The organism is Pseudomonas sp. (assembly GCF_032058845.1).
GTDB lineage: Bacteria > Pseudomonadota > Gammaproteobacteria > Pseudomonadales > Pseudomonadaceae > Aquipseudomonas.
The window spans coordinates 19,155-41,393 of record NZ_DAMCCR010000018.1; the positions used below are offsets into that span (position 1 = coordinate 19,155).

Genomic DNA, 22,239 nt, shown 5'->3' on the forward strand with positions numbered 1-22,239 from the left:
ATGGTCAATCGGGAATGATCTCAGGGGGTGATGCCTTGGACAAGGTCGGCGCACTCGGGCGTGCGGCCAGAGACTTGAGGAAGTCGGCCACGGGCATGGGCCGGGCAAACAGGTAGCCTTGCTGGTAGTCCACCGTGTGGCGGTCGAGGTAGTCACGTTGCTCTGCGGTCTCGACCCCTTCGGCGACGATGCCCAGGCCGAGCTTGCCACACAGCTCGATGATGCTTTCCAGAATGTGCAGCGACAGCGCGTCACCGCCGATCATGGCCACGAAGCTCTGGTCGATCTTCAGGTAGTCGATGCGGAACTGGCGCAGGTAGTTGAGGCTGGACTGGCCGGTGCCGAAGTCATCGAGAGCGATCATCACGCCCATGTCATGCAGCTTGTTGAACAGCTCCAGGGTGGTCGGGCTCGGTTCGATCAGCTTGCGTTCGGTGAGCTCCAGGGTCAGGGCGATGCGCCCGGGTGGGAACTGCGCGAGAAAGCGTGCGCAATCGTCCAGCAGGCTCAGGTCGCGGCAGTGGTCGGCAGTGATGTTGAAGGCGATGTGGAAGTGCTCGTCGAGCAACGGCGCGAAGGGCGCCAGGCTTGTGGCAGTGTGCTCCATCAAGGCACGGGTCATGGGCACGATCTGGCCACTGTGTTCGGCGTAGGGAATGAACAGGTCCGGGCGCACCAGACCGTCCTTGGGGTGCTGCCAGCGCATCAGCACCTCCACCCCCGACCACTTGTAGTCGCCGCGGCGCACCACCGGTTGCAGGTAGGGTACGAACTCATTGGCCTGCAACGCCCGCTCGATTTCTGCGCGCGGTGAGGTGGCGCGGCGGATCTGCCAGCGGCAGGCGCTGCCGGCCAGCAGCCCGAGTAATACCAGCAGGCCGAACAGGGCAGGGTAGTGGCCGAGCATGTAGGCCATTGTGTGGTCTTCGTTCAGGCCGGCCTGCACGCTGAGCGGGAAGCGCGTCGAGGCCATTTGCACGGAGGCCTTTCCAGCGCTGGGTGGAGTGCCGGTGCGCACCTGGCCTTCTGCCCCGATCCAGTGGTCTCCCACGCGTATCTGCACGGGCAGCTCGGGGTCGCTCAGGCGCAGGAAGGTCAGTACATGCTCGCCGTCCACGGTGACCAGCACGCCACGGCCGGCATTGCCGAGACGGTATACCAGCAGCGGGTGGCCGGGGGTCACCGAGTTGCCGTCCATCAGCCACAGGGTGCCTTCGGTGTAGTCATTGATGTCGACGGCCTCGTCGTAACCGCCGAGCAGTGAGGTGCAGTAGACACGGTCATGATCGAACAGCACGGTGGAGCGCACGAAGGCGTTACGGGTGACTTCGGCGCGCAATGGCAAACTGGCGCTTTCGCAGGGCTGGCCGGCCAACGGCAGCAGCGTGCGGGCCGTGCGTGACAGCTGCTCGAGGATCAGTTCACTTTGCCGAAGTACCTGCAGGGCCGCTGCCTGGCTTTGCTCGTGCAGCTCGCGTTCGGCCTGCCAGCGCATGACCGCCATACCGCCCAGCAGCGGGAGCAGGCCGACGGTCCAGGGCAGAAGGGTACGCCAGCTCCAGCGAGCAGGACGAAGGGCCGTGAGGGGCATACTGATCTAACCTTGTTGCAGAGGGAAATCTTGCCCACAGGATAGCCGTTTGTCGGCCTCAGGCAATAACGACCAGGCGACAAATTCTTTTACGCTCTATAGAATCCGATTACGGATAAAACAATAAGCTCTCCGCCGGAGGGCACGTCCTCAGAGACCCTGCGTATGGCGCGCTATGGCTTCAAGCTGATCATTGGTGGTTTTCTCGCCCGCAGTGTGCGCGGCGTGCCGTGTGCGCCGCCTGTCTGACAGAAAAATCCAGCTGCTACTCACGACTGATTTTTACTGCTGACAAGGATACTTCCATGACCGATCTTTTCGACAATCCCATGGACCTGATGGGCTTCGAGTTCATCGAGCTGGCATCCCCCACGCCCGGCGCGCTGGAACCGGTATTCAAGGCGCTGGGCTTCACGCATGTCGCCACTCATCGCTCCAAGGCTGTGCACCTGTACCGCCAGGGCGATATCAACCTGATCCTCAACAACGAGCCCAAGAGCGTCGCATCCTATTTTGCGGCCGAGCATGGCCCGTCGGTCTGCGGCATGGCGTTTCGCGTGCGAAATGCGCATCAGGCGTATGCCCGGGCGCTGGAACTGGGCGCCCAGCCGGTGGAAATCGAAACAGGGCCGATGGAGCTGCGCTTGCCGGCGATCAAAGGTATTGGCGGCGCGCCGCTGTACCTGATCGACCGCTTCGAGGAAGGCAGCTCGATCTATGACATCGACTTCACCTTCCTCGACGGTGTCGACCGCCACCCGCAAGGTGCAGGGTTGAAGATCATCGATCACCTCACGCACAACGTGTACCGCGGGCGCATGGCCTACTGGGCAGGCTTCTATGAAAAGCTGTTCAATTTCCGCGAGATTCGCTATTTCGACATCAAGGGTGAATACACCGGCCTGACGTCCAAGGCCATGACCGCGCCTGACGGCATGATCCGCATTCCGCTCAACGAGGAGTCGTCCAAAGGCGCCGGGCAGATCGAGGAGTTCCTCATGCAGTTCAACGGTGAGGGCATCCAGCATGTGGCGTTTCTCACCGATGACCTGATCAAGACCTGGGACGCACTCAAAGGTATGGGCACGGTGTTCATGACGCCGCCACCGCAGACCTACTATGAAATGCTCGAAGAGCGCCTGCCTGACCACGGTGAACCAGTGGAGGCCTTGCAGTCGCGAGGCATCCTGCTCGATGGTGCCTCCGAGCCCGGGGACCGGCGGCTATTGTTGCAGATCTTCTCTGGCACGCTCTTGGGGCCGGTGTTCTTCGAGTTCATCCAACGCAAAGGTGATGACGGCTTCGGTGAGGGCAATTTCAAGGCGTTGTTCGAGTCGATCGAACGCGATCAGGTGCGACGGGGTGTACTCCAGACCGACTGATGCCAGACGCAGGTGCCGTTGCGACGGCGCCTGTAGCCAGGCTGATGGCTCTTTACCAGCACCAGGTACACGCACGCCCCTGTCACCAGGCCGGTCAGCAGCAGCAGGGGTAGGGCGCGGGTGCCATAAGCCCAGAACATCTGCTGAAAGGTGCCAGCGCTATAGCCTGCATGGATGGTGTAGCCATATTCAGATGAGCGCTTGCTGATCCGGTTGGAGGAGCTGGGTCCCGGATGCTCTCGGGCGTAGCCGTCGTTGCTCATCCAGATCGAGTGATCGCCAACATCCAGTTGCAGCACTTCACCCCGCGCGAACTTTGACAGCTGATGGTGCAGCTGCTGGCCATTGATGCCTGCCAGGAGGGCGCGCTCGTTGCCTGGCCAGGCAAACACCAGAGTGCCGGTCCTGGGGGACGTCGAAGCTTGGCTGGCCAGGCTGACGCGCTGTTCGACGAACTGATTGAACAACCCGACGTTCGCAATCTCCCACCCGCTGGAGCTGCACCAGCTGTCGTCTGGTTGCTTGACGCTCCATGACTGAATCAGCCGGCTGCCGTTGACGCTGGCGAGCGAGTGTGGCGCCAGCGCGGCGCACTTGCCCTGAGGCACGTGGGCGAGATGGTTGCTGGTAACGCGCAGCATGTCAAAAACACGATCCACGACATACAGCGCACGCATGGCATTGCTGCGTGCGGCGGCGTCGAGCGCGCGATCGATCTGTTGCACGATCACCAGCGCGCCACAAAGAACGGGAATCAGGCAGATGCCAAGCATCATCAAGAGCGTGCAGGGATGGCGGAGGGAGGGACGAGTTGATCTCATGGACAGTGGGTCCTCAAGCGGCAGGGGGGCCACGCGCAATACCTGCGCGTAGGGAATCAGGGCAGGTTAGGGGAAAAGCGCTTGCGCTCACGGTGGGCATATTCTTCACGGCGTGCGGACACTGAAGACGGCTGCTGTGGGACTTGTCGCCAAGGCGGGCACTGGGCAATGTGCTAGCCTTGCGTTCTTACCCAGCCCTGGAGGCAGCATGCCGAGCCCTGACAGCACAACCGAAGACCACTACCTGCAGGCAGCGATCGAGCAAGCGCGCCTCGGGGTCGAGGAGGGTGGCATCCCGATCGGATCGGTGCTGGTCCACCGCGGCGAGATCATCGGTCGTGGCCACAACCGCCGCGTGCAGAGCGGCAGCGCGATCTTGCACGGCGAGATGGACGCCCTCGAGAATGCCGGTCGGCAAAGTGCCGCGGTGTACCGTGAGTCCACCTTGTACACCACGCTCTCGCCCTGTCCGATGTGCAGCGGCGCGATCTTGCTGTATGGCATTCGTCGGGTGGTGGTTGGGGAAAACCAGACGTTCATGGGCGAAGAAGCCTTGCTGCGCAGCCGAGGTGTCGACGTTCAGGTCGTCGATGACCCGCAGTGCCAGCACTTGATGAAAACCTTCATCGAACAGCACCCGGCATTGTGGAACGAAGACATCGGGCGATGAGTGCGCAGATCTAGTCTGCCGCTGATCCCGTGCCGATGCGGCATTGCAGCATCAAACCGACGCGTTCGCGCAGGCGCTGCATGGTGAACGGCTTGCACATCAACTCCATGCCCGGATCTAGAAACTGGTCACGGGCCATGGCCGTTTCCGCATATCCGGTCACGAACAGCACTTTGAGCGACGGCAGCAACATGCGGGCAATTTCCGCCAGCTGTCGCCCGTTCATGCCCGGCAGCCCGACGTCGCTGATCAACAGCTCGATATTCGGCTGCGAACGCAGCAGCGCCAGCGCTTGCTCGGCGTCGGCAGCGCAATGGCAGGTCAGACCCTCTTCGGCCAGCGACTGCTGTAACAGCCCTCGCACCTGTTCATCGTCTTCGACGATCAGCACGTTGCCGTTCGATCGCTGCCTCGCGGGCTTTGGCGGCACGGTGCTGGCACCCGCCTGGGTCTCGGCCTGCGCGGCGGGTTCGGCCCGGTCACTGTGGCGGGGTACATAAAGCTGCACCTGAGTGCCTTGGCCGATGGCGCTGGTCAGGACCACATGACCCTGCGACTGCTTGCTGAAGCCGTAGACCATCGACAGTCCCAGCCCGATACCCTGGCCCGTGGGCTTGGTGCTGAAGAATGGCTCGAAGGCGTGCTCCAGGGTGCTGGCAGACATGCCTTGGCCGGTATCGGTCAGGCTGAGGCACACATAGTCCCCCGCTGGCAGACTGGCGGCGAACTGCGCCTCGGCAAATGTCTGATTATGAGCTTCGACAAGCAAACTGCCCCCGCACGGCATGGCTTCGCAGGCGTTGAGGATCAGGTTGTCGAATGATTCGCGCAATTGCGCGGCATCGGTCTGCGCCCACCACAGATCCTCATCGAACTGGCAGTTGACGGTGATTGCCGGGGAAATCGAATCCCGCCAGGCCGTCGACTGCAGCAGCTCGGCAACGTCCACGCGCTGGCTCTGCAAGGACTGTCGAGAGGAAAACGCCAAGAGGCGGTGTGTCAGGCGTGCTGCCCGGCCCACGGCCTGGCGGCCGATGTCGAGGGCGGTGTCGACAGCGTCTGCCTGGCCACGCTGCAAGCGCCGGCCGGCCAGTTCCAGGCTGCCGCCAATGCTGGTCAGCAGATTGTTGAAGTCGTGCGCCACGCCGCCGGCCAGGTGGCCGATGGCGTCCATCTTGCGGGCGTTCTGCAAGGTTTCCTGGTGGCGACGGGTCAGCTCGAGTTGCAGATGCAAGGCCTGGTGAGAGGCGTGCTGTTGGTCGCGCGACTGGTACTGGCGTTGGCGAGCGCGCAATGCAGCCTGCACCATGCCCAGCAGTTGCTGATCCTGGCAGGGGTGCGAGAGTGCGAACAAGTTGCCAAACTGCGACCAAGACGAAGCTGACGTGGGCGCGCAAAGCAGGAGCACTGGCAAGTCGGACCACGAAGGCTGGTGCTCGACAAAATTCTGCAGCGCCGAATTGCCCACGCTTGCCAGACTGTGCTCGTCGATGATCGCCATGGCGGCGCCTTCCCCCAGCCACTCGCCCAGATGGGTCATGTCACGCGTGACGGCACAGCCAAATCCAGCCTTGCTCAACAGCTCAAGGGTGCGATCAGCGCGCGGGGAGGGCGCCAGGATCAGCGCGCGTTCCTCCAGGGAAAACGAACAAGCCAAGAGAAACTCCTGAAAATGGGCAGTCTTAAAGCACTGGACTGCCCCTCAACGTCAGGGGTTCAACACAGTTGGCCAAGCGTTCGAAGCACCCGCTGGACGGTTCACAGACCTTGCTGTAAAGCGGGGTCGTCCGGGTTCTGCCGCTCAAGTTCGGCTGACAGCACCTGGACATTTTGCAATTGTCCGGTTTCCTTCCAGTAGGCGATCAGCCGCAAGCGTGCGCGGCGATCGCTGGGGTGCTGATCGAGCAGGGTTTGCAGTTGGGTCTGTGCGGCGTCGACCTGTTCGAGTTGGTGCAGCGTGGTCGCCAGGGTGTAACGGTAATCGGCATCCTCGGGCTGCAGCTCCACGGCCTTGGAGAAGGCCAGCAGGGCGTATTCGGTTTGTGCGTGACGGCTCAGCCACAAGCCCAGTTCGTGTTGCAGAAACGCCGAGTCAGGATTTTGCCGCAGGGCCTTGGCCAGCACTTCACGCGAAGCATCGTGTTCCCCCTGGCGCTCCAGCAGGCGCACCTGCGTGGCCAGGGCGTCGGTGCTCTGGGGATTCACCGCAAGGCACCGGCCCAGGGCGGCAGCCGCGCCGGTGTAGTCGGCTTCATGCAGATACAGGCGCGCGAGGTGCAACTGTGCATCGGCATCATCGGGCTGGCGGGCAAGGACTGCCTGGTACGCCTCCAGGGCCTCCTGCAGGGGCGAAAAATACAGGCCGATGGCATCCGGTGAAAGCCCCAGCAATGCATCGACCACGGCGTGACGCACGCTGTCGTCGTCGTCATCGAGCAGCGGACCCAAGGCCATGCTGCGTTGCGCCGGCGGCAGGAGGCGCTGGATACCCATCACCGCAGCGCGGCGCACGTAGGCATCCGGGTTGGCCAGGTCGCGCTTGGCCAGCTTCAACGCGATCGACGACGGATAGTTGGGCAGTTCGGCATACAGCGCGGCGCGGCGCATCGGTGACAGGTCAGTGCGCTGCAACTGTTGATAGAGCAGGCGCGCCGCGCCGGGTTGGCCATCGTGGGCCAGGCGCAGGGCCTTGGCGTAGCTCGCCGGCGGCGCGCTCACCGGTGCCGGCGCGGGGGTGCGCCAGAGGTAGCTGAGCGTGCCCACGCCGATGATCGCCAGCAGCGCGGCGAGCAGGAAGCGGTTACGTCGAAGCATCGTCTGATCCTTGCCAAAGCAGGACGCAGAGCTTGGGACAGACGCCCGGCAAATGCAACGGCCCCTGGCCCGGCTGCTTCAGCGCGTGTCCTGGTCGCGATGGTGCTGGGCGGGGTGAGCAGGGTCGGGATAACCCAGGACACAGTCGGCTCCAGGGGCTATGGCGCAAGGCCTAGGCCACGTCCACCCTGGCGCCCCAGGGAGCGCTTGAATCAGGCCGTGTGGGCAGCGTCAGCCGGCGCGGCGCAGGGTCAGGTTGATGCGCCGGCTGCCCATGCGTTCATGCTCGCCGGGCTTGATCGGCAGCACGCCGTGAAAGCGCAGGCGGTCTTCGCCCCCCCAGACCAGGACATCGCCGTGCTTGAGCGGCACCTTCTGCGTCGGGTCACTACGCGCCAGACCGCCCAGTTGGAACACGGCCGGCAGGCCCAATGAGATGGACACGATCGGCTGGTCGAAGTCGCGCTCATTACGGTCTTGATGCAGGGACAGCTTCATCCCGGGCAGGTAATGGTTGATCAGGCAGGTGTCGGCGACGAAATCCGCAAACCCCGCCGCCTGCGCAGCCTCCCGGGCCAGGGTGGCCAGTAGCGGGGGCAGGGCCGGCCAAGGTTCACCGCTGAGCGGGTCATGGGTGGTGTAGCGGTAGCCGCGCCGGTCGCTGACCCAACCCAGGCTGCCGCAGTTGCTGAGCGCAACCGCGATGGCCTGGCCTCCCGGTGTATTCATCTGCCGAAACGGCGCAGCGCGCAGCACTGGGCGCAAGGCGTCGAGCAACGGCTCCAGATACGCCAGGGCAAAGCCTGGAAACAGCACGGTATCGGCGGCCAGGCGCTGGGCGTTTTCACCGAACAGGTCGAGGTCTGACTGGATCATGGCTTGGGTACAACCGTCGAATAGGCCGTCATTCTAGCGTTCTGACGCACGCCGACCAATGCCCTGCCACGCCGCTGGGCGGTTGCCGTGTGGGTGGCTCTTGGTGCAACCGCTGCTCGGAGAGGGCTTCGCAAGTGCCCGCAATGGGTGCACAATCGCGCCTCTCTTTTTCCGTTGAAGTGGCGCGACCCACGTGTTTCGCCGCTTTCAGCCTATTGCAGTCTTGCAAGTGGAGTTGCACCTGGAATGAACGAGCAGGCCCCAAGCGTTGAACAACAATACCAATCGACCCCGACCGCCCTGGCCACCTGGTCACGTGAAGACACCACCTGGATGCTCGGCCTGTTCGGCACCGCCATCGGTGCTGGCACCTTGTTCCTGCCCATCAATGCTGGCCTTGGCGGCTTCTGGCCGCTGCTGATCCTGGCAGTGCTGGCGCTGCCCATGACCTACTTCGCCCACCGCGGCCTGACCCGCTTCGTACTCTCGGGCAAGGGCGGCGACATTACCGAAGTGGTCGAGGAACACTTCGGTCTGACCGCTGGCGCGGTGATCACCGTGCTGTATTTCTGTGCGATTTTTCCGATTCTGCTGATCTACAGCGTCGCGCTGACCAACACGGTCACCAGCTTCATGGAGCACCAACTGCACCTTCAGGCGCCACCCCGGCAGTGGTTGTCTCTCGGCCTGCTGCTCGGCTTGATGGCCATCGTGCGCTGCGGCGAGGCAGCCACGGTCAAGGTCATGAGCCTGCTGGTCTACCCCTTCATCGTCGCCCTGGCCCTGCTGGGCCTGTACCTGATCCCGCACTGGACCGGCGGCATCCTGCAGACGGCCCGTGAGCTGCCCGCAGGCTCAGCCCTGCTGCATACCGTGTGGCTGGCGATTCCGGTGATGGTGTTCTCGTTCAACCACTCACCGATCATCTCGGCATTTGCCGTCGACCAGAAACGTCGTCATGGCGACAACGCCGACGCCCTCAGCGGTAAAGTGCTGATTCGCGCGCACCTGCTGATGGTGGCCATGGTGCTGTTCTTCGTCTTCAGCTGCGTACTGACCCTCGACACCGCGCAACTGGCCGAGGCCAAGGCGCAGAACCTGTCGATCCTCTCGTACCTGGCCAACCACCTGGGCAACCCGATCATCGCCTTCGTGGCGCCAGTGATCGCCTTCGTGGCCATTGCCAAGTCGTTTCTGGGGCACTACATCGGTGCCAGCGAAGGCCTCAAGGGCATCATCAACAAGGCAGGTGCCCGGCGCACGTCCAAGACCCTCGACCGCCTGGTTGCCGTGGTCATGCTGATCGTGTGCTGGATCGTCGCCACCGCCAACCCGAGCATCCTCGGCATGATCGAGTCGTTGGGCGGGCCGATCATCGCCGTGCTGCTGTTCCTCATGCCGATGTACGCCATCCGCCGCGTACCGGCGATGCGCAAGTACAGCGGGGCGATGTCGAACGTGTTCGTCACCCTGGTCGGGTTGGTCGCGCTGACCTCGGTGGTGTACGGCTTGCTCGGCTGAGCGCAGCTGGCAGGCTGAAGCCCGGGCGCTGTCCCGGGCTTTTTTGTGGGCACGATAAATCCGGCAACCCAATAATTTGCGCGCGCCCGTAGGCACTCACTGCGCTTCATGCTTAACTCGGAGTCCTTTTTCCAACGCGTCAACGAGGAATCCTTCCCATGGCTCAAGTCACGCTCAAAGGCAATCCGGTCCAGGTCAACGGCGAACTGCCACAGGTCGGTGCGCAAGCGCCTGCATTCAAGCTGGTCGGTGAAGGCCTGGCGGACAAGTCGCTCACCGACTTCGCCGGCAAGCGCAAAGTGCTGAACATCTTCCCTAGCGTCGACACCCCGACCTGCGCCACCTCGGTGCGCAAGTTCAACGCCCAGGCCAACGATATTGGCAACACCGTCATCCTGTGCATCTCGGCTGACCTGCCGTTCGCCCAGGCCCGCTTCTGCGGCGCCGAAGGCCTGGACAACGTGAAAAACCTGTCGACCCTGCGCGGCGCCGACTTCCTGCAGAACTACGGCGTCGCCATTGCCGAAGGCCCGCTGGCCGGCCTGGCCGCACGTGCCGTGGTGGTGCTGGACGAAAATGATCGCGTGCTGCACAGCGAACTGGTCAGCGAAGTCGGCAACGAGCCGAACTACGATGCCGCCCTGGCAGTCTTGAAGTAAGGCTGCCGCGCCGGCCCTGGTGGCCGGCAGGTTCATGGCAGCAGCCCCCGAAAACGGCCTGGAAACCTCTCCAGGCCGTTTTTCATTTAAAGTGCTCTGCGCCGCAGGTGTCAGCCCAGGGTAAAGCCCGGGTAAAGGCACTTTGCTTCTGCTGACCAAATGCTTATCGTTCACATCTTTTCTTACGCCGTCTTCCGAACAAGGTCTGTTCAACCCATGCAAGCTTCTGTCTCTCGTTCTCCTCGTCGCTGGCTGATCGGCCTGCTGATCCTGCTGCTGGCCGCGCTGGCCTGGTGGCTGTGGCCGGGCGCCTCGACCGAGAAGGCCGAAAAGGCCGGCGGTCGCCCAGGCTTCGGCGGTTCGGACCAGGCTGTGCCCGTGCGCGTCGAGCCTGCAGAAATCGGGGACTTCCCGCTGTATTACAAGGCCCTCGGCACCGTCACCGCCACCAACACGGTCAACGTGCGTAGCCGCGTGGCCGGCGAGCTGGTGAAGATCCATTTCCAGGAAGGCCAACAGGTCAAGGCGGGTGACCTGCTTGCCGAAATCGACCCGCGCAGCTACCGCATCGCCTTGCAGCAGGCTGAAGGCACACTGGCGCAGAACCAGGCACAGCTGAAAAACGCCCAGGTCGATGTTGCCCGCTATAAAGGGCTGTACGCCGAAGACAGCATCGCCAAGCAGACCCTCGACACTGCCGAGGCCCAGGCCGCACAGTTCCAGGGCCTGATCAAGACCAATCAGGCCGCGGTGGCCGACGCCAGGCTCAACCTCGACTTCACCCAGATTCGCGCGCCGATCAGCGGCCGTGTAGGGCTGCGCCAGCTCGACCTCGGCAATCTGGTGGCCGCCAACGACACCACCGCCCTGGCCGTGATCACCCAGACCCAACCGATCAACATCACCTTCACCTTGCCGGAAACCGAACTGGCCACCGTGCTCGAGCGCTACCGCACTGGCGCCAGCCTGCCCGTCGAAGCCTGGGACCGTGGCGACAGCAAACTGCAGGCTACCGGCGTGCTGGCAAGCCCGGACAACCAGATCGACACCGCCACTGGCACGCTGAAATTCAAGTCGCGCTTCGAAAACAAGGATCAGGCGCTGTTCCCCAATCAGTTCGTCAACGTCCGCGTGCTCGCCGACACCCTCAAGCAGGTGGTGCTGGCGCCGGCAGCGGCCATTCAGTTCGGCAACGACGGTACGTTCGTCTATGTGGTCAACGCCGATAACAAGGTCAGTGTGCGCAAACTCAAGGTCGGCGCCAGCGATGGCGAGCGCAGCGTGATCCTCGAGGGCCTGGCAGCCGGTGATCGCCTGGTGCTCGAAGGCACCGACCGGCTGCGCGAAGGCAGCCTCGTGGAAGTCGTGCAGGACAGCGCGCAGGTGCCAACCTTGCCCGGCCAACAGTTGCAGGGTCAGGAAAAAGGCGGCGACGCTCCAGCCAGCGCGCCTTCCAAGGCGGGTGCATGAACCTGTCACGCCTGTTCATCCTGCGGCCGGTCGCCACCACGCTGAGCATGCTGGCGATTGTCCTGGCCGGCCTGATCGCCTATACGCTGATGCCGGTCTCGGCCTTGCCCCAGGTCGACTACCCGACCATCCGCGTCATGACCCTGTATCCCGGTGCCAGCCCGCAGGTGATGACCAGCGCCGTCACCGCGCCGCTGGAACGTCAGTTCGGGCAGATGCCGGGCCTCACGCAAATGGCCTCGACCAGCTCTGGTGGTGCTTCGGTGCTGACCCTGCGTTTCAGCCTGGACGTGAACATGGACGTGGCCGAGCAGCAGGTGCAAGCCGCCATCAATGCCGCCAGCAACCTGTTGCCCAGCGATCTGCCGGCACCCCCGGTGTACAACAAGGTCAACCCCGCCGATACCCCGGTGCTGACCCTGGCCATCTCCTCCAAGACCTTGCCACTGCCCAAGCTCAATGACCTGGTCGACACCCGCGTGGCGCAGAAAATCGCGCAGATCAGCGGGGTGGGCATGGTCAGCATCGCCGGCGGTCAGCGCCAGGCAGTGCGGATCAAGGTCAATGTCGAGGCACTGGCGGCCGCCGGGCTGAATCTGGAAGACGTGCGTACCCTGGTCGGCGCTTCCAACGTCAACCAGCCCAAGGGCAACTTCGACGGGCCCACGCGCGTGTCGATGCTCGATGCCAACGATCAGCTGCGCTCGCCCGAGGACTACGCCAACCTCATCCTGACCTACAAGAACGGCGCGCCGCTGCGCCTCAAGGATGTTGCCGAGATCGTCGATGGCGCCGAAAACGAGCGCCTGGCGGCCTGGGCCAATCAGAACCAGGCCGTGCTGCTCAACATCCAGCGCCAGCCAGGGGCCAACGTGATCGAGGTGGTGGACCGGATCAAGGACCTGCTGCCTTCGATCACCGACAACCTGCCGGCCGGTCTCGATGTCAGCGTGCTCACCGACCGTACCCAGACCATCCGCGCCGCCGTGACCGACGTGCAGCACGAGCTGCTGCTGGCCATCGTGCTGGTGGTGATGGTGACCTTCGTGTTCCTGCGCCGCTTCAGCGCCACGCTGATTCCGTCGATTGCGGTGCCGTTGTCGCTGATCGGCACCTTCGGCGTGATGTACCTGGCCGGTTTCTCGATCAACAACCTCACGCTCATGGCGCTGACCATCGCCACAGGGTTCGTGGTGGATGATGCCATCGTCATGCTGGAAAACATCGCCCGGCATATCGAGGAGGGCGCAACGCCGATGCAGGCCGCGCTCAAGGGCGCACGGCAGATCGGCTTTACCCTGGTGTCGCTGACCCTGTCGTTGATTGCGGTACTCATTCCCTTGCTGTTCATGGCCGATGTGGTCGGGCGCTTGTTCCGTGAATTCGCCATTACGTTGGCAGTGGCGATCCTCATCTCCCTGGTGGTGTCACTGACCCTCACGCCGATGATGTGCGCCCGCTTGCTCAAAGCCGAGCCCAAGGCGCATGAGCAAGGGCGCTTCTATCGCGCCAGCGGGGCGTGGATCGATTGGCTGATCAAGCACTATTCCAGCGCCCTGACCTGGGTGCTGCGCCATCAGCCGCTGACGTTGCTGGTGGCCGTCGCCACCCTGGCGCTGACCGTGGTGCTGTACCTGATCGTGCCCAAGGGCTTCTTTCCGGTGCAGGACACCGGGGTGATCCAGGGCATTTCCGAAGCGCCGCAGGCGACGTCCTTCACCGCCATGAGCGAGCGGCAGCAGGCGTTGAGCCGCATCATCCTGCAAGACCCGGCGGTGCAGAGCCTGTCCTCGTACATCGGGGTCGATGGCGACAACGCCACGCTCAACAGCGGGCGCATGCTGATCAACCTCAAGCCCCACGGGGAGCGCGACGACAACGCCGGTGCCGTGATCAGCCGCCTGCAGCCGCAACTCGACAAACTGGCGGGCATTCGCCTGTACCTGCAACCGGTTCAGGACCTGTCGATCGAAGACCGGGTCAGCCGCACCCAGTATCAGTTCAGCCTGTCCTCGCCTGACGCCGAGCTGCTGTCGCAGTGGAGTGGCAAGCTGGTGCGCGCCCTGCAACAACGCCCCGAACTCACTGACGTGGCCAGCGACCTGCAGGACCAGGGCCTGCAGGTGTACCTGACCATCGACCGCGACAAGGCCAGCCGCCTGGGCATCACTGCCGCGCAGATCACCAGTGCGTTGTACGACGCGTTCGGCCAGCGGCAGATTTCCACCATCTATACCCAGGCCAGCCAGTACCGCGTGGTCCTGCAGTCGCAGAACGCCAGCAGCGCCGGCATCGGCGCGCTGGACTCGATCCATGTGAAGTCCGCCGACGGCGGCCAGGTTCGCCTGTCGGCCCTGGCCACGGTGGAGCAGCGTCAGGCAGCCCTGGCGATTTCCCACATCGGCCAGTTCCCGGCGGTGATGATGTCGTTCAACCTGGCCAGCGGCGTGGCGCTGGGCGAGGCGGTCAAGGTGATCGAGCAGGTGGAGCAGGAGATCGGCCTGCCGCTGGGCGTGCAAACCCGCTTCCAGGGGGCTGCCGAGGCCTTCCAGGCCTCGCTGTCGAGTACCTTGCTGCTGATCCTGGCCGCTGTTGTGACCATGTACATCGTGCTCGGCGTGCTGTACGAGAGCTACGTGCACCCGGTGACCATTCTCTCGACCTTGCCCTCGGCCGCTGTGGGCGCCTTGCTGGCGTTGCTGCTCAGTGGCAACGACCTGGGGATGATTGCCATCATCGGCATCATCTTGCTGATCGGTATCGTCAAGAAGAACGCGATCATGATGATCGACTTTGCCCTGGAGGCCGAACGCAACCAGGGCATGGCCCCGCACGAGGCCATTTACCAGGCCGCGCTGCTGCGCTTCCGGCCGATCCTGATGACCACCCTCGCGGCGCTGTTCGGAGCCGTGCCGTTGATGCTTGCCAGCGGCTCGGGCGCCGAATTGCGCCAGCCCCTGGGCCTGGTGATGGTCGGTGGGCTGCTGGTCAGCCAAGTCTTGACGCTGTTCACCACGCCCGTGATCTACCTGTACTTCGACCGCCTGGCCCGGCGCTGGCGGCCCAAGGCGGATGAGCAGCAGGTCAAGGCATGAACCTTTCGGCACCGTTCATTGCCCGCCCGGTCGCCACCTTGCTGCTGAGCCTGGCGATCATGCTGCTCGGCGGCGTCAGCTTCGGCCTGTTGCCCGTAGCGCCGCTGCCGCAGATCGACTTCCCGGTGATCGTGGTGCAGGCCAACTTGCCGGGCGCGAGCCCCGAAGTCATGGCCTCCACCGTGGCCACACCGCTGGAGCGCAAGCTGGGCAGCATCGCCGGGGTCAGCACCCTGACCAGCAATTCCAACCAGGGCGCTACCCGCGTGATCATCGGCTTCGAGCAGGGCCGTGACATCAACGCCGCTGCCCGCGAAGTGCAGGCGGCCATCAACGCAGCGCGCAATCTGTTGCCCAGCGGCATGCGCAGCATGCCCACCTACAAGAAGATCAACCCGTCGCAGGCACCGATCATGGTCCTGTCCCTGACCTCCGACGTGTTGCAGAAAGGCCAGTTGTACGACCTGGCCGACACCATCCTCTCGCAGAGCCTGGCGCAGGTCAGCGGGGTGGGTGAAGTGCAGATCGGCGGCAGCTCCCTGCCTGCCGTGCGCATTACCCTGGAGCCGCAGCTGCTGAATCAGTACGGCCTGGCCCTGGACGAGGTGCGCACCGCCGTGTCCAACGCCAACCAGCGCCGGCCCATGGGCTTTGTCGAAGACGCCGAGCGCAACTGGCAGGTGCGCGCCAATGACCAGTTGGAACGGGCCAAGGACTACGAGTCACTGGTGATCCGCCAGAAGGACGGCGCGATTCTGCGCCTGTCGGACGTGGCCACGGTCAGCGATGGCGTGGAGAACCGCTACAACAGCGGGTTCTTCAACGATCAGGCGGCGGTGCTGCTGGTGGTCAATCGGCAAACCGGCGCCAACATCATCGAGACCGTCGAGCAGATCAAGGCGCAATTGCCTGCGTTGCAATCGCTGCTGCCAGCCAGCGTGCACCTGAACATCGCCATGGATCGCTCGCCGGTGATCAAGGCCACCTTGCAAGAGGCCGAGCACACGCTGCTGATCGCCGTGGTCCTGGTGATCCTGGTGGTCTACCTGTTCCTGGGCAACTTGCGCGCCTCGCTGATCCCCAGCCTGGCGGTGCCCGTCTCGCTGGTCGGCACCTTTGCCGTGATGCATCTCTGCGGGTTCTCCTTGAACAACCTGTCGCTGATGGCGCTGATCCTGGCCACCGGGCTGGTGGTGGACGATGCCATCGTGGTGCTGGAGAACATCTCGCGGCATATCGAGAAGGGGGGCAAGCCACTTCAGGCCGCCTACCTGGGTGCGAAAGAGGTTGGCTTCACGCTGCTGTCGATGAACGTTTCGCTGGTGGCGGTGTTCGTCTCGATCCTGTTCATGGGCGGCATCGTGCGCGGGCTGTTCCTCGAGTTTTCGGTGACGCTGGCTGCAGCGATCATGGTGTCGCTGCTGGTGTCGCTGACCCTGACGCCCATGCTCTGCGCGCGCTGGCTGAAACGCCACAAGGCCGAGCGCAACCGCCTGCAGCGCTGGAGTGATCGCCAGCACGTGCGCATGGTGGCCGTGTATGACCGCAGCCTCGGCTGGGCGTTGCGCCATCGGCGCCTGACCTTGCTCAGCCTGCTGGCCACCATCGTGCTCAATGTCGCGTTGTACGTGATCGTGCCCAAGACCCTGATGCCGCAGCAGGACACCGGCCAACTGATCGGTTTCATCCGCGGTGACGACGGCCTTTCGTTCACGGTGATGCAGCCGAAAATGGAAATCTACCGACGTGCGTTGCTGGCTGACCCTGCCGTGGAGAGTGTGGCTGGTTTCATCGGCGGCAACAGTGGCACCAACAACGCCATGGTGCTGGTGCGCCTCAAGCCCATCGCCGAGCGCAGGATCGACGCGCAGAAAGTCATCGAACGGCTGCGCCGCGAGCTGCCCAAGGTACCCGGTGGTCGTCTGTTCCTGATGGCCGACCAGGACCTGCAGCTGGGTGGCGGCGGGCGGGACCAGAGCTCCTCGCAGTACGTGTACACCTTGCAGAGCGGTGATCTGCTGGCGCTGCGCCAGTGGTACCCGAAAGTCACCGCGGCCCTTCGCGCACTGCCCGAACTGACGGCCATCGATGCCAACGATGGCGCCGGCACCCAGCAGGTCACGCTGGTGGTGGACCGTGACCAGGCCAAGCGCCTGGGCATCGACATGGACATGGTCACCACCGTGTTGAACAACGCCTACAGCCAGCGGCAGATCTCCACCATCTACGACAGCCTCAACCAGTATCAGGTGGTGCTGGAAATCAACCCGCGCTACGCCTGGGACCCAAGCACCCTGGAGCAGGTGCAGGTGATTACCGCTGAGGGGGCGCGTGTGCCGCTCTCCACCATCGCGCACTACGAAAACACCCTGGCCAATGACCGCGTCAGCCATGAAGACCAGTTCGCCTCGGACGACATTGCCTTCGACATTGCCGAAGGCTACAGCCCCGACCAGGCCCTGGCCGCCGTGGAGCGCGCCGTGGCCAAGGTAGGCCTGCCTGAAAGCGTGATCGCCAAGCTTGGCGGTACCGGGGATGCCTTCGCCAAGACCCAGCAAGGGCAGCCGTTCATGATTCTCGGTGCGCTGGTGCTGGTGTACCTGGTGCTGGGCATTCTCTATGAAAGCTACATTCACCCGCTGACCATCCTCTCCACGCTGCCGTCGGCTGGTGTGGGGGCGTTGCTGGCGCTGTACCTGACCGGCGGCGAATTCAGCCTGATCTCGCTGCTCGGTTTGTTCCTGCTGATCGGTGTGGTGAAGAAGAATGCCATCCTGATGATCGACCTGGCCCTGCAGTTCGAGCGCAACGAGGGCCTGAGCCCGGAAGATTCGATCCGCCAGGCGTGCCTGCTGCGCCTGCGGCCGATCCTGATGACCACCCTGGCGGCCATGCTGGGCGCCTTGCCGCTGCTGCTGAGCAGCGCCGCTGGCGCCGAAATGCGCCGGCCCCTGGGCCTGACCATTCTCGGCGGCCTGGTGTTCAGCCAGGTGCTGACGCTGTACACCACCCCAGTGGTCTACCTCTACCTTGACCGCCTGCGCCACCGTTTCAACCGTTGGCGCGGCGTGCGCACCGACGCTGCCCTGGAAACCCCGATATGACGTTCGCCCACACCTCCCTTCATCGCGCGCTGCAGCGCTTCGGCAACGGCCGTGGCTCGCGTCTGCTCAGCGGCGGCCTGTGCCTGGTGCTGCTCAGCGCCTGCAGCCTGAGCCCCGACTACCAGCGGCCCGAGCTGGCGGCCCCGGCGCAGTTCAAGCACGCCGCGGGCTGGACCCAGGCCAAGCCTGCCGACACCCAGGCCCGCGGCCCCTGGTGGACGCTCTATGGCGATGCCGAGCTGAACGCGCTGGTCGAGGCGCTCAACGCCCATAACCAGACCGTGGCGCAGTATGCCGCGCAGTACCGCCAGGCCACTGCGCTGGTGCGCAGCAGTCGTGGCGCGTTGTTTCCGAGCCTGGACCTCAGCGTGGGCAAGACCCGCGCCGCGCAAGGTGCCGGCAGCAGCAGTTCGGGGCTGGCCAACAACAGCAGCGGCATTCGCGACACTTACAACGCGCAATTGGGCGTGAGCTGGGAAGTCGACCTGTGGGGCAAGCTGCGCAACACCCTCGATGCCAACCAGGCCAGCGCCGAGGCGAGCATTGCGGACCTGGCCTCCATGCGCCTGAGCCTGCAATCGGAGCTGGTGCAGAACTACCTGCAACTGCGCGTCATCGACGAACAGAAGCGCCTGCTCGAAGCCACCGTGGCGGCCTACCAGCGCTCACAGCGCCTGACCGAGAACCAGTACCGCGCCGGGGTCTCCGGCCCTGATGCAGTGGCCCAGGCGCGCACCCAGCTGAAAAGCACCGAGGCCGACCTGATCGACCTCGCCTGGCAGCGTGCGCAGTATGAAAATGCCATTGCCGTCTTGATGGGCAAGGCGCCAGCGGACTTCAGCCTGGCCACCCGCGACTCGATTCCCGCACTGCCCGTGATCCCTGTGCAGCTGCCCTCGCAACTGCTCGAGCGCCGGCCCGACATCGCTGCCGCCGAGCGCCGCGTGATGGCGGCCAACGCCACCATCGGCGTGGCCCGTGCGGCGTACTTCCCGGACCTCAGCCTGAGCATGAATGGCGGTTATTCCAGCAGCAGCTTCAATAACTGGATCGAGCTGCCCAACCGTTTCTGGTCGGTCGGCCCGTCGCTGGCCATGACCCTGTTCGATGCCGGGCGGCGCAGCGCTGAGGTCGACCGCACCGAAGCGGTATACGATCAGACCGCCGCGCAGTATCGCCAGACCGTGCTCGACGGCTTTCGCGAGGTGGAAAACTATCTGGTGCAGTTGCGCGTCTACGGTGATGAAGCCGTGGTGCGCCAGGAGGCCCTCGAAGCTGCCCGCGAATCGCTGCGTCTGACGCAAAACCAGTACAAGGCCGGGCTGATTGGCTACCTGGATGTGGTCAACGTGCAGGCCACGGCGCTGAGCAACGAGCGCAGTGCCCTGTCATTGCTGCAGGGGCGGCTGGTGGCCAGCGTGCAGTTGATTGCTGCCCTGGGCGGCGGCTGGGATGAGGCGCAGGCAGCAGCGGATGCCGAGGCTCTCGAGCCTGAGTGAGCCTGAGGCCTTGCCCTCAATGCACGCAGGGCACACGCGGCGCTTTTGAGCTACACGTCTGAAATACACGCCGCTGGCGCCGTCAGCCAACGTCACGCAGCGTGCAGTAGGGCACGAAGGCCTCCATCTCAACCTCGACCGCTTCGATGATGCGCTCCACATCCGCCGGCGCCATGATGGCCGAGCACGGGATGCCAGCAATGGCCATCAGGGTTTCGCCGCTAGCGCGGTCGAACAGGCGCGCGATCATGCTGCGCGGTGCATCCATGCTGGCTTCGAAGCCAAGGGGGTGAAAATGCCAGCGCATCATCTGGCAGGCGTTGGGAAACGTCATCTTGTTCATGCCAGCCTCCGTGTTCGTCCTGAACAGGGTGATCGGGCAACCTCGAGCGTGCCCGGGTGGGAATCATTACCATAGCAGCCAAGCCAGGTCAGGTTCCCATTGCCCCATGACCAACCCGTGACGCTGCAAAGCCCCTCACAAGCTGTTTGTGTCTGGCCTTGGGCTGCAAGCCCGTGTTAGAGCAGGCCAGGGCACCGAGAGGGGTCAGGCAGGCAAAACGGTAGGCAGACCAGCGGTCAGTTGAGCAGACCAGCGGCAATGTTGATGGTGAACCCCAGAATCGCCGTGTTGAACACGAACCCCACCAGCGAATGGGCCAGTACCACACGGCGCATGGGGCGACCTGCCACGCCGATGTCGGAGGTCTGCACAGCCACGCTGATGGTGAACGAGAAATAGTGGAAGTCCCAGTAGTCAGGCGTGCGCTCGCCGTCGGCGAAGCGCAGCGGCAGGTCTTTACCCTCGTGGGTATAGAACAGTCGCGCGTAGTGCAGGCTGAAGATGGTGCCGATCAGCAGCCATGAACCGGCGATGGTGAAACCGGTATACAGGTAATGCAGCAGCAGGGCGCTGCCGTGCAGGCCCTTGCTGGAGACCAGCTGCAGGGTCACCGCCGCCAGGCTGGCAATGGCCGCCACGCTGACGGTCAGCAGCACCAGCACAGCGTTCTCGTCTTCGATCCGCGCCACCTGGCGCACCTTGGCCGTGCCTGAGCGGCAGGTCAGTGCCAGTACCAGCGCAAGGTAAAGCCACACACCGAGGTTCCAGCCGCCGAGAATGCGCTGCACGGTGTCTTCGGCCGGAATCAGCCAGGCGCCCAGCACGCCCACCAGGGTGGCCAGGCTCAAGCGCGGGTGGGAATAGGTCAGGCGGTGCAGTGCCATGGGGGCTCGCGTCGGTCAGGGTAGGCCAGACTCTAGACCCTGTTCGTCCAGTCAGGGTTTCGACGGTTCGATGTGCTTGCATGAATCGCGTACCATGTTGCGTCTGCAGTGCCGGCACATGCGTTCTGGATCAAGGCGTTGGCGATGATTCATGACAAACCCTGTGAAATCCTGGCCGGCCTGAATCCTACCCGCTCGGCGCCGGGCAACCCCCCGGCTTTCGAGCACGCGACAAGGTGCCTGCATTGTGTCTGACCTCCTGCATAACCCCCTGCTGCAATACCTGGCCCGCCTGGCGCCGTCCAGCCAGCAGACCATGCGCTACGTGCTGCAGGACGCCGCCGACCGACTGGGCTTCGAAGACCTGGACATCACCGAGGTGCCTTGGCACCGCCTGGAACCCGGCCACATCATCGGGCTGGTAGCAGCGCTGCGCGCGGACGGCTATGCGCCCAATTCGTCGTCGTTGTATGTCAATGCCATTCGCGGCGTGATGAACGAAGCTTGGCGCCAGGGCGTCATCGAGCATGAGCACCTGCAGCGAATGCGCGAGGTCAAGCCAGACACCGGCACCCGCCTGCCACCTGGGCGCAACCTGCGGCGCAGCCTGATCCGCGAATTGATGGACGTGTGTGCGGTCGACCCGCGTCCGCAAGGGGTACGCGACGCGGCGATCATCGCCTTGCTCTACGGCACGGGCATGCGCAAGTCGGAGTCGGTGGACATCGACCTCGCCCATGTGGATTTCAAGGAGCGCAGCCTGCGCGTGCGCGGCAAGGGCAACCGCCAACTGCTCAAATACGCGCCGCCCTGGGCGTTCGAGAAGCTTCAGGCCTGGCTGGAGCTGCGCCGGTCACAGCTGCCGGCCGGCGCCGAGGATGACGGTTTCCTGTTCAATCGCATCCGCCGCGGCAACCACATCACGCGGGCGCGCATCACCAAGCACGCGATCTACTACATCGCACGGCAGCGCGGGGCTCAGGTGGGGGTCAAGATCATGCCGCACGATTTTCGCCGGGCCTTCATTACCCGGGTCATCGAGGAACACGACCTCTCGATCGCGCAGAAACTGGCGCATCACGCCAATATCCAGACCACGGCCAGCTATGACCGACGTGACGACAATGAGCGGCGCAGGGCAGTGGATCGGTTCGATTACTGACCTGCGCTGTGCTGGCTCAAGGCTGAGTGGTGGTGGCGGGCGCCGTAGCAGGTTTGGGCTCGCCCATGCCCGGCAAGCTCTGGTCGGTGGCCGGATTGCCCGGCAGACGCTGATTGCCGGCCGGCAGGCGCTGGTCCTCATCGACCCGGCGAGGGTCGGTGCCGGGGAGCTCCGCATCTGTAGTGCGCGGCATCGGCTTCTCGATCGGGTTCTGGGTGCTTTCCACGCCCGGCGCAGGGGCTGGGTTGTGCGGATCGTCGGGGAAGCCCGTGCCAGGCCCAGCGCCAGCGGCAAACGCCAGTGGCGAGGCGAGCAGGGCAGCCAACAGCAGGGTACGTTTCATCAGGC

General features: G+C 64.1%; 17 protein-coding genes. 9 read left to right on the forward strand and 8 right to left on the reverse strand.

The genetic code is table 11. The features are described from left to right. Positions 1–4: 4 nt before the first annotated feature. Positions 5–1,591 carry a cyclic diguanylate phosphodiesterase gene (locus tag RT028_RS05700; RefSeq protein ID WP_312933365.1) on the reverse strand — a complete coding sequence of 529 codons (1,587 nt, stop codon included), beginning with the start codon at positions 1,589–1,591 and terminating at the stop codon, positions 5–7. Between the two features lie 305 nt (positions 1,592–1,896). Between RT028_RS05700 and hppD the strand changes: the two genes are divergently transcribed. After that, entirely contained in the window at positions 1,897–2,973 is a 1,077-nt protein-coding gene (gene hppD / locus RT028_RS05705; protein ID WP_312933367.1) for a 4-hydroxyphenylpyruvate dioxygenase, read from the forward strand. On the opposite strand, the gene RT028_RS05710 is transcribed toward hppD, so the two are convergent. Continuing rightward, positions 2,940–3,827: a CSS-motif domain-containing protein gene (locus RT028_RS05710; protein ID WP_312933369.1), complete on the reverse strand. Its 888-nt coding sequence runs from the start codon at positions 3,825–3,827 to the stop codon at positions 2,940–2,942. The genes hppD and RT028_RS05710 overlap by 34 nt on opposite strands. Positions 3,828–4,002: 175 nt before the next feature. Between RT028_RS05710 and RT028_RS05715 the strand changes: the two genes are divergently transcribed. Next, a complete protein-coding gene (locus RT028_RS05715) occupies positions 4,003–4,464 on the forward strand; it encodes a nucleoside deaminase (RefSeq protein WP_312933371.1) in 462 nt (153 codons plus the stop codon). A gap of 10 nt (positions 4,465–4,474) precedes the next feature. Here the strand turns inward: RT028_RS05715 and RT028_RS05720 are convergent, their stop codons facing one another. The 3 genes from RT028_RS05720 to alkB all read right to left on the reverse strand — a co-directional run bounded on the left by RT028_RS05720 (position 4,475) and on the right by alkB (position 8,154). Further along, a complete protein-coding gene (locus tag RT028_RS05720) occupies positions 4,475–6,121 on the reverse strand; it encodes a response regulator (RefSeq protein ID WP_312933373.1) in 1,647 nt (548 codons plus the stop codon). Between the two features lie 101 nt (positions 6,122–6,222). Further along, entirely contained in the window at positions 6,223–7,278 is a 1,056-nt protein-coding gene (locus RT028_RS05725; RefSeq protein ID WP_312933374.1) for a tetratricopeptide repeat protein, read from the reverse strand. Positions 7,279–7,509: 231 nt separating this feature from the next. After that, on the reverse strand, positions 7,510–8,154 hold the full coding sequence (gene alkB / locus RT028_RS05730; protein WP_312933375.1) for a DNA oxidative demethylase AlkB: 645 nt from the start codon (positions 8,152–8,154) through the stop codon (positions 7,510–7,512). Positions 8,155–8,400: 246 nt separating this feature from the next. Between alkB and RT028_RS05735 the strand changes: the two genes are divergently transcribed. The 6 genes from RT028_RS05735 (at position 8,401) to RT028_RS05760 (ending at position 19,502) form a co-directional block, all read left to right on the forward strand. Next, positions 8,401–9,675 carry an aromatic amino acid transport family protein gene (locus RT028_RS05735; RefSeq protein ID WP_312933377.1) on the forward strand — a complete coding sequence of 425 codons (1,275 nt, stop codon included), beginning with the start codon at positions 8,401–8,403 and terminating at the stop codon, positions 9,673–9,675. Positions 9,676–9,833: 158 nt separating this feature from the next. Further along, positions 9,834–10,334 carry a thiol peroxidase gene (gene tpx, locus RT028_RS05740; RefSeq protein ID WP_312933379.1) on the forward strand — a complete coding sequence of 167 codons (501 nt, stop codon included), beginning with the start codon at positions 9,834–9,836 and terminating at the stop codon, positions 10,332–10,334. Positions 10,335–10,550: 216 nt separating this feature from the next. After that, positions 10,551–11,804, forward strand: coding sequence for an MdtA/MuxA family multidrug efflux RND transporter periplasmic adaptor subunit (locus tag RT028_RS05745; RefSeq protein ID WP_312933385.1), 1,254 nt, complete (start codon positions 10,551–10,553; stop codon positions 11,802–11,804). Further along, complete coding sequence (locus tag RT028_RS05750) at positions 11,801–14,899, forward strand: MdtB/MuxB family multidrug efflux RND transporter permease subunit (RefSeq protein WP_312933387.1); 3,099 nt, start codon at positions 11,801–11,803, stop codon at positions 14,897–14,899. The genes RT028_RS05745 and RT028_RS05750 overlap by 4 nt, the downstream gene beginning before the upstream one ends. Continuing rightward, positions 14,896–18,003, forward strand: coding sequence for an efflux RND transporter permease subunit (locus tag RT028_RS05755; RefSeq protein ID WP_312933393.1), 3,108 nt, complete (start codon positions 14,896–14,898; stop codon positions 18,001–18,003). The genes RT028_RS05750 and RT028_RS05755 overlap by 4 nt, the downstream gene beginning before the upstream one ends. After that, on the forward strand, positions 18,000–19,502 hold the full coding sequence (locus tag RT028_RS05760; protein WP_312933395.1) for an efflux transporter outer membrane subunit: 1,503 nt from the start codon (positions 18,000–18,002) through the stop codon (positions 19,500–19,502). The genes RT028_RS05755 and RT028_RS05760 overlap by 4 nt, the downstream gene beginning before the upstream one ends. Before the next feature lie 82 nt (positions 19,503–19,584). On the opposite strand, the gene RT028_RS05765 is transcribed toward RT028_RS05760, so the two are convergent. Further along, the gene (locus RT028_RS05765; RefSeq protein WP_312933397.1) at positions 19,585–19,845 is read right to left on the reverse strand and encodes a DUF1652 domain-containing protein; all 261 of its coding nucleotides are present in this window, start codon (positions 19,843–19,845) and stop codon (positions 19,585–19,587) included. A gap of 236 nt (positions 19,846–20,081) precedes the next feature. Then, a complete protein-coding gene (locus RT028_RS05770; protein WP_312933399.1) occupies positions 20,082–20,729 on the reverse strand; it encodes a DUF1345 domain-containing protein in 648 nt (215 codons plus the stop codon). 247 nt (positions 20,730–20,976) lie between these two features. Here RT028_RS05770 and xerC point away from each other — a divergent pair, with 247 nt between their 5' ends. Beyond that, the gene (xerC, locus tag RT028_RS05775; protein ID WP_312933401.1) at positions 20,977–21,891 is read left to right on the forward strand and encodes a tyrosine-type recombinase/integrase; all 915 of its coding nucleotides are present in this window, start codon (positions 20,977–20,979) and stop codon (positions 21,889–21,891) included. A 16-nt stretch (positions 21,892–21,907) separates the two neighbouring features. On the opposite strand, the gene RT028_RS05780 is transcribed toward xerC, so the two are convergent. Continuing rightward, positions 21,908–22,234: a hypothetical protein gene (locus RT028_RS05780; RefSeq protein WP_312933403.1), complete on the reverse strand. Its 327-nt coding sequence runs from the start codon at positions 22,232–22,234 to the stop codon at positions 21,908–21,910. Positions 22,235–22,239 lie beyond the last annotated feature (5 nt).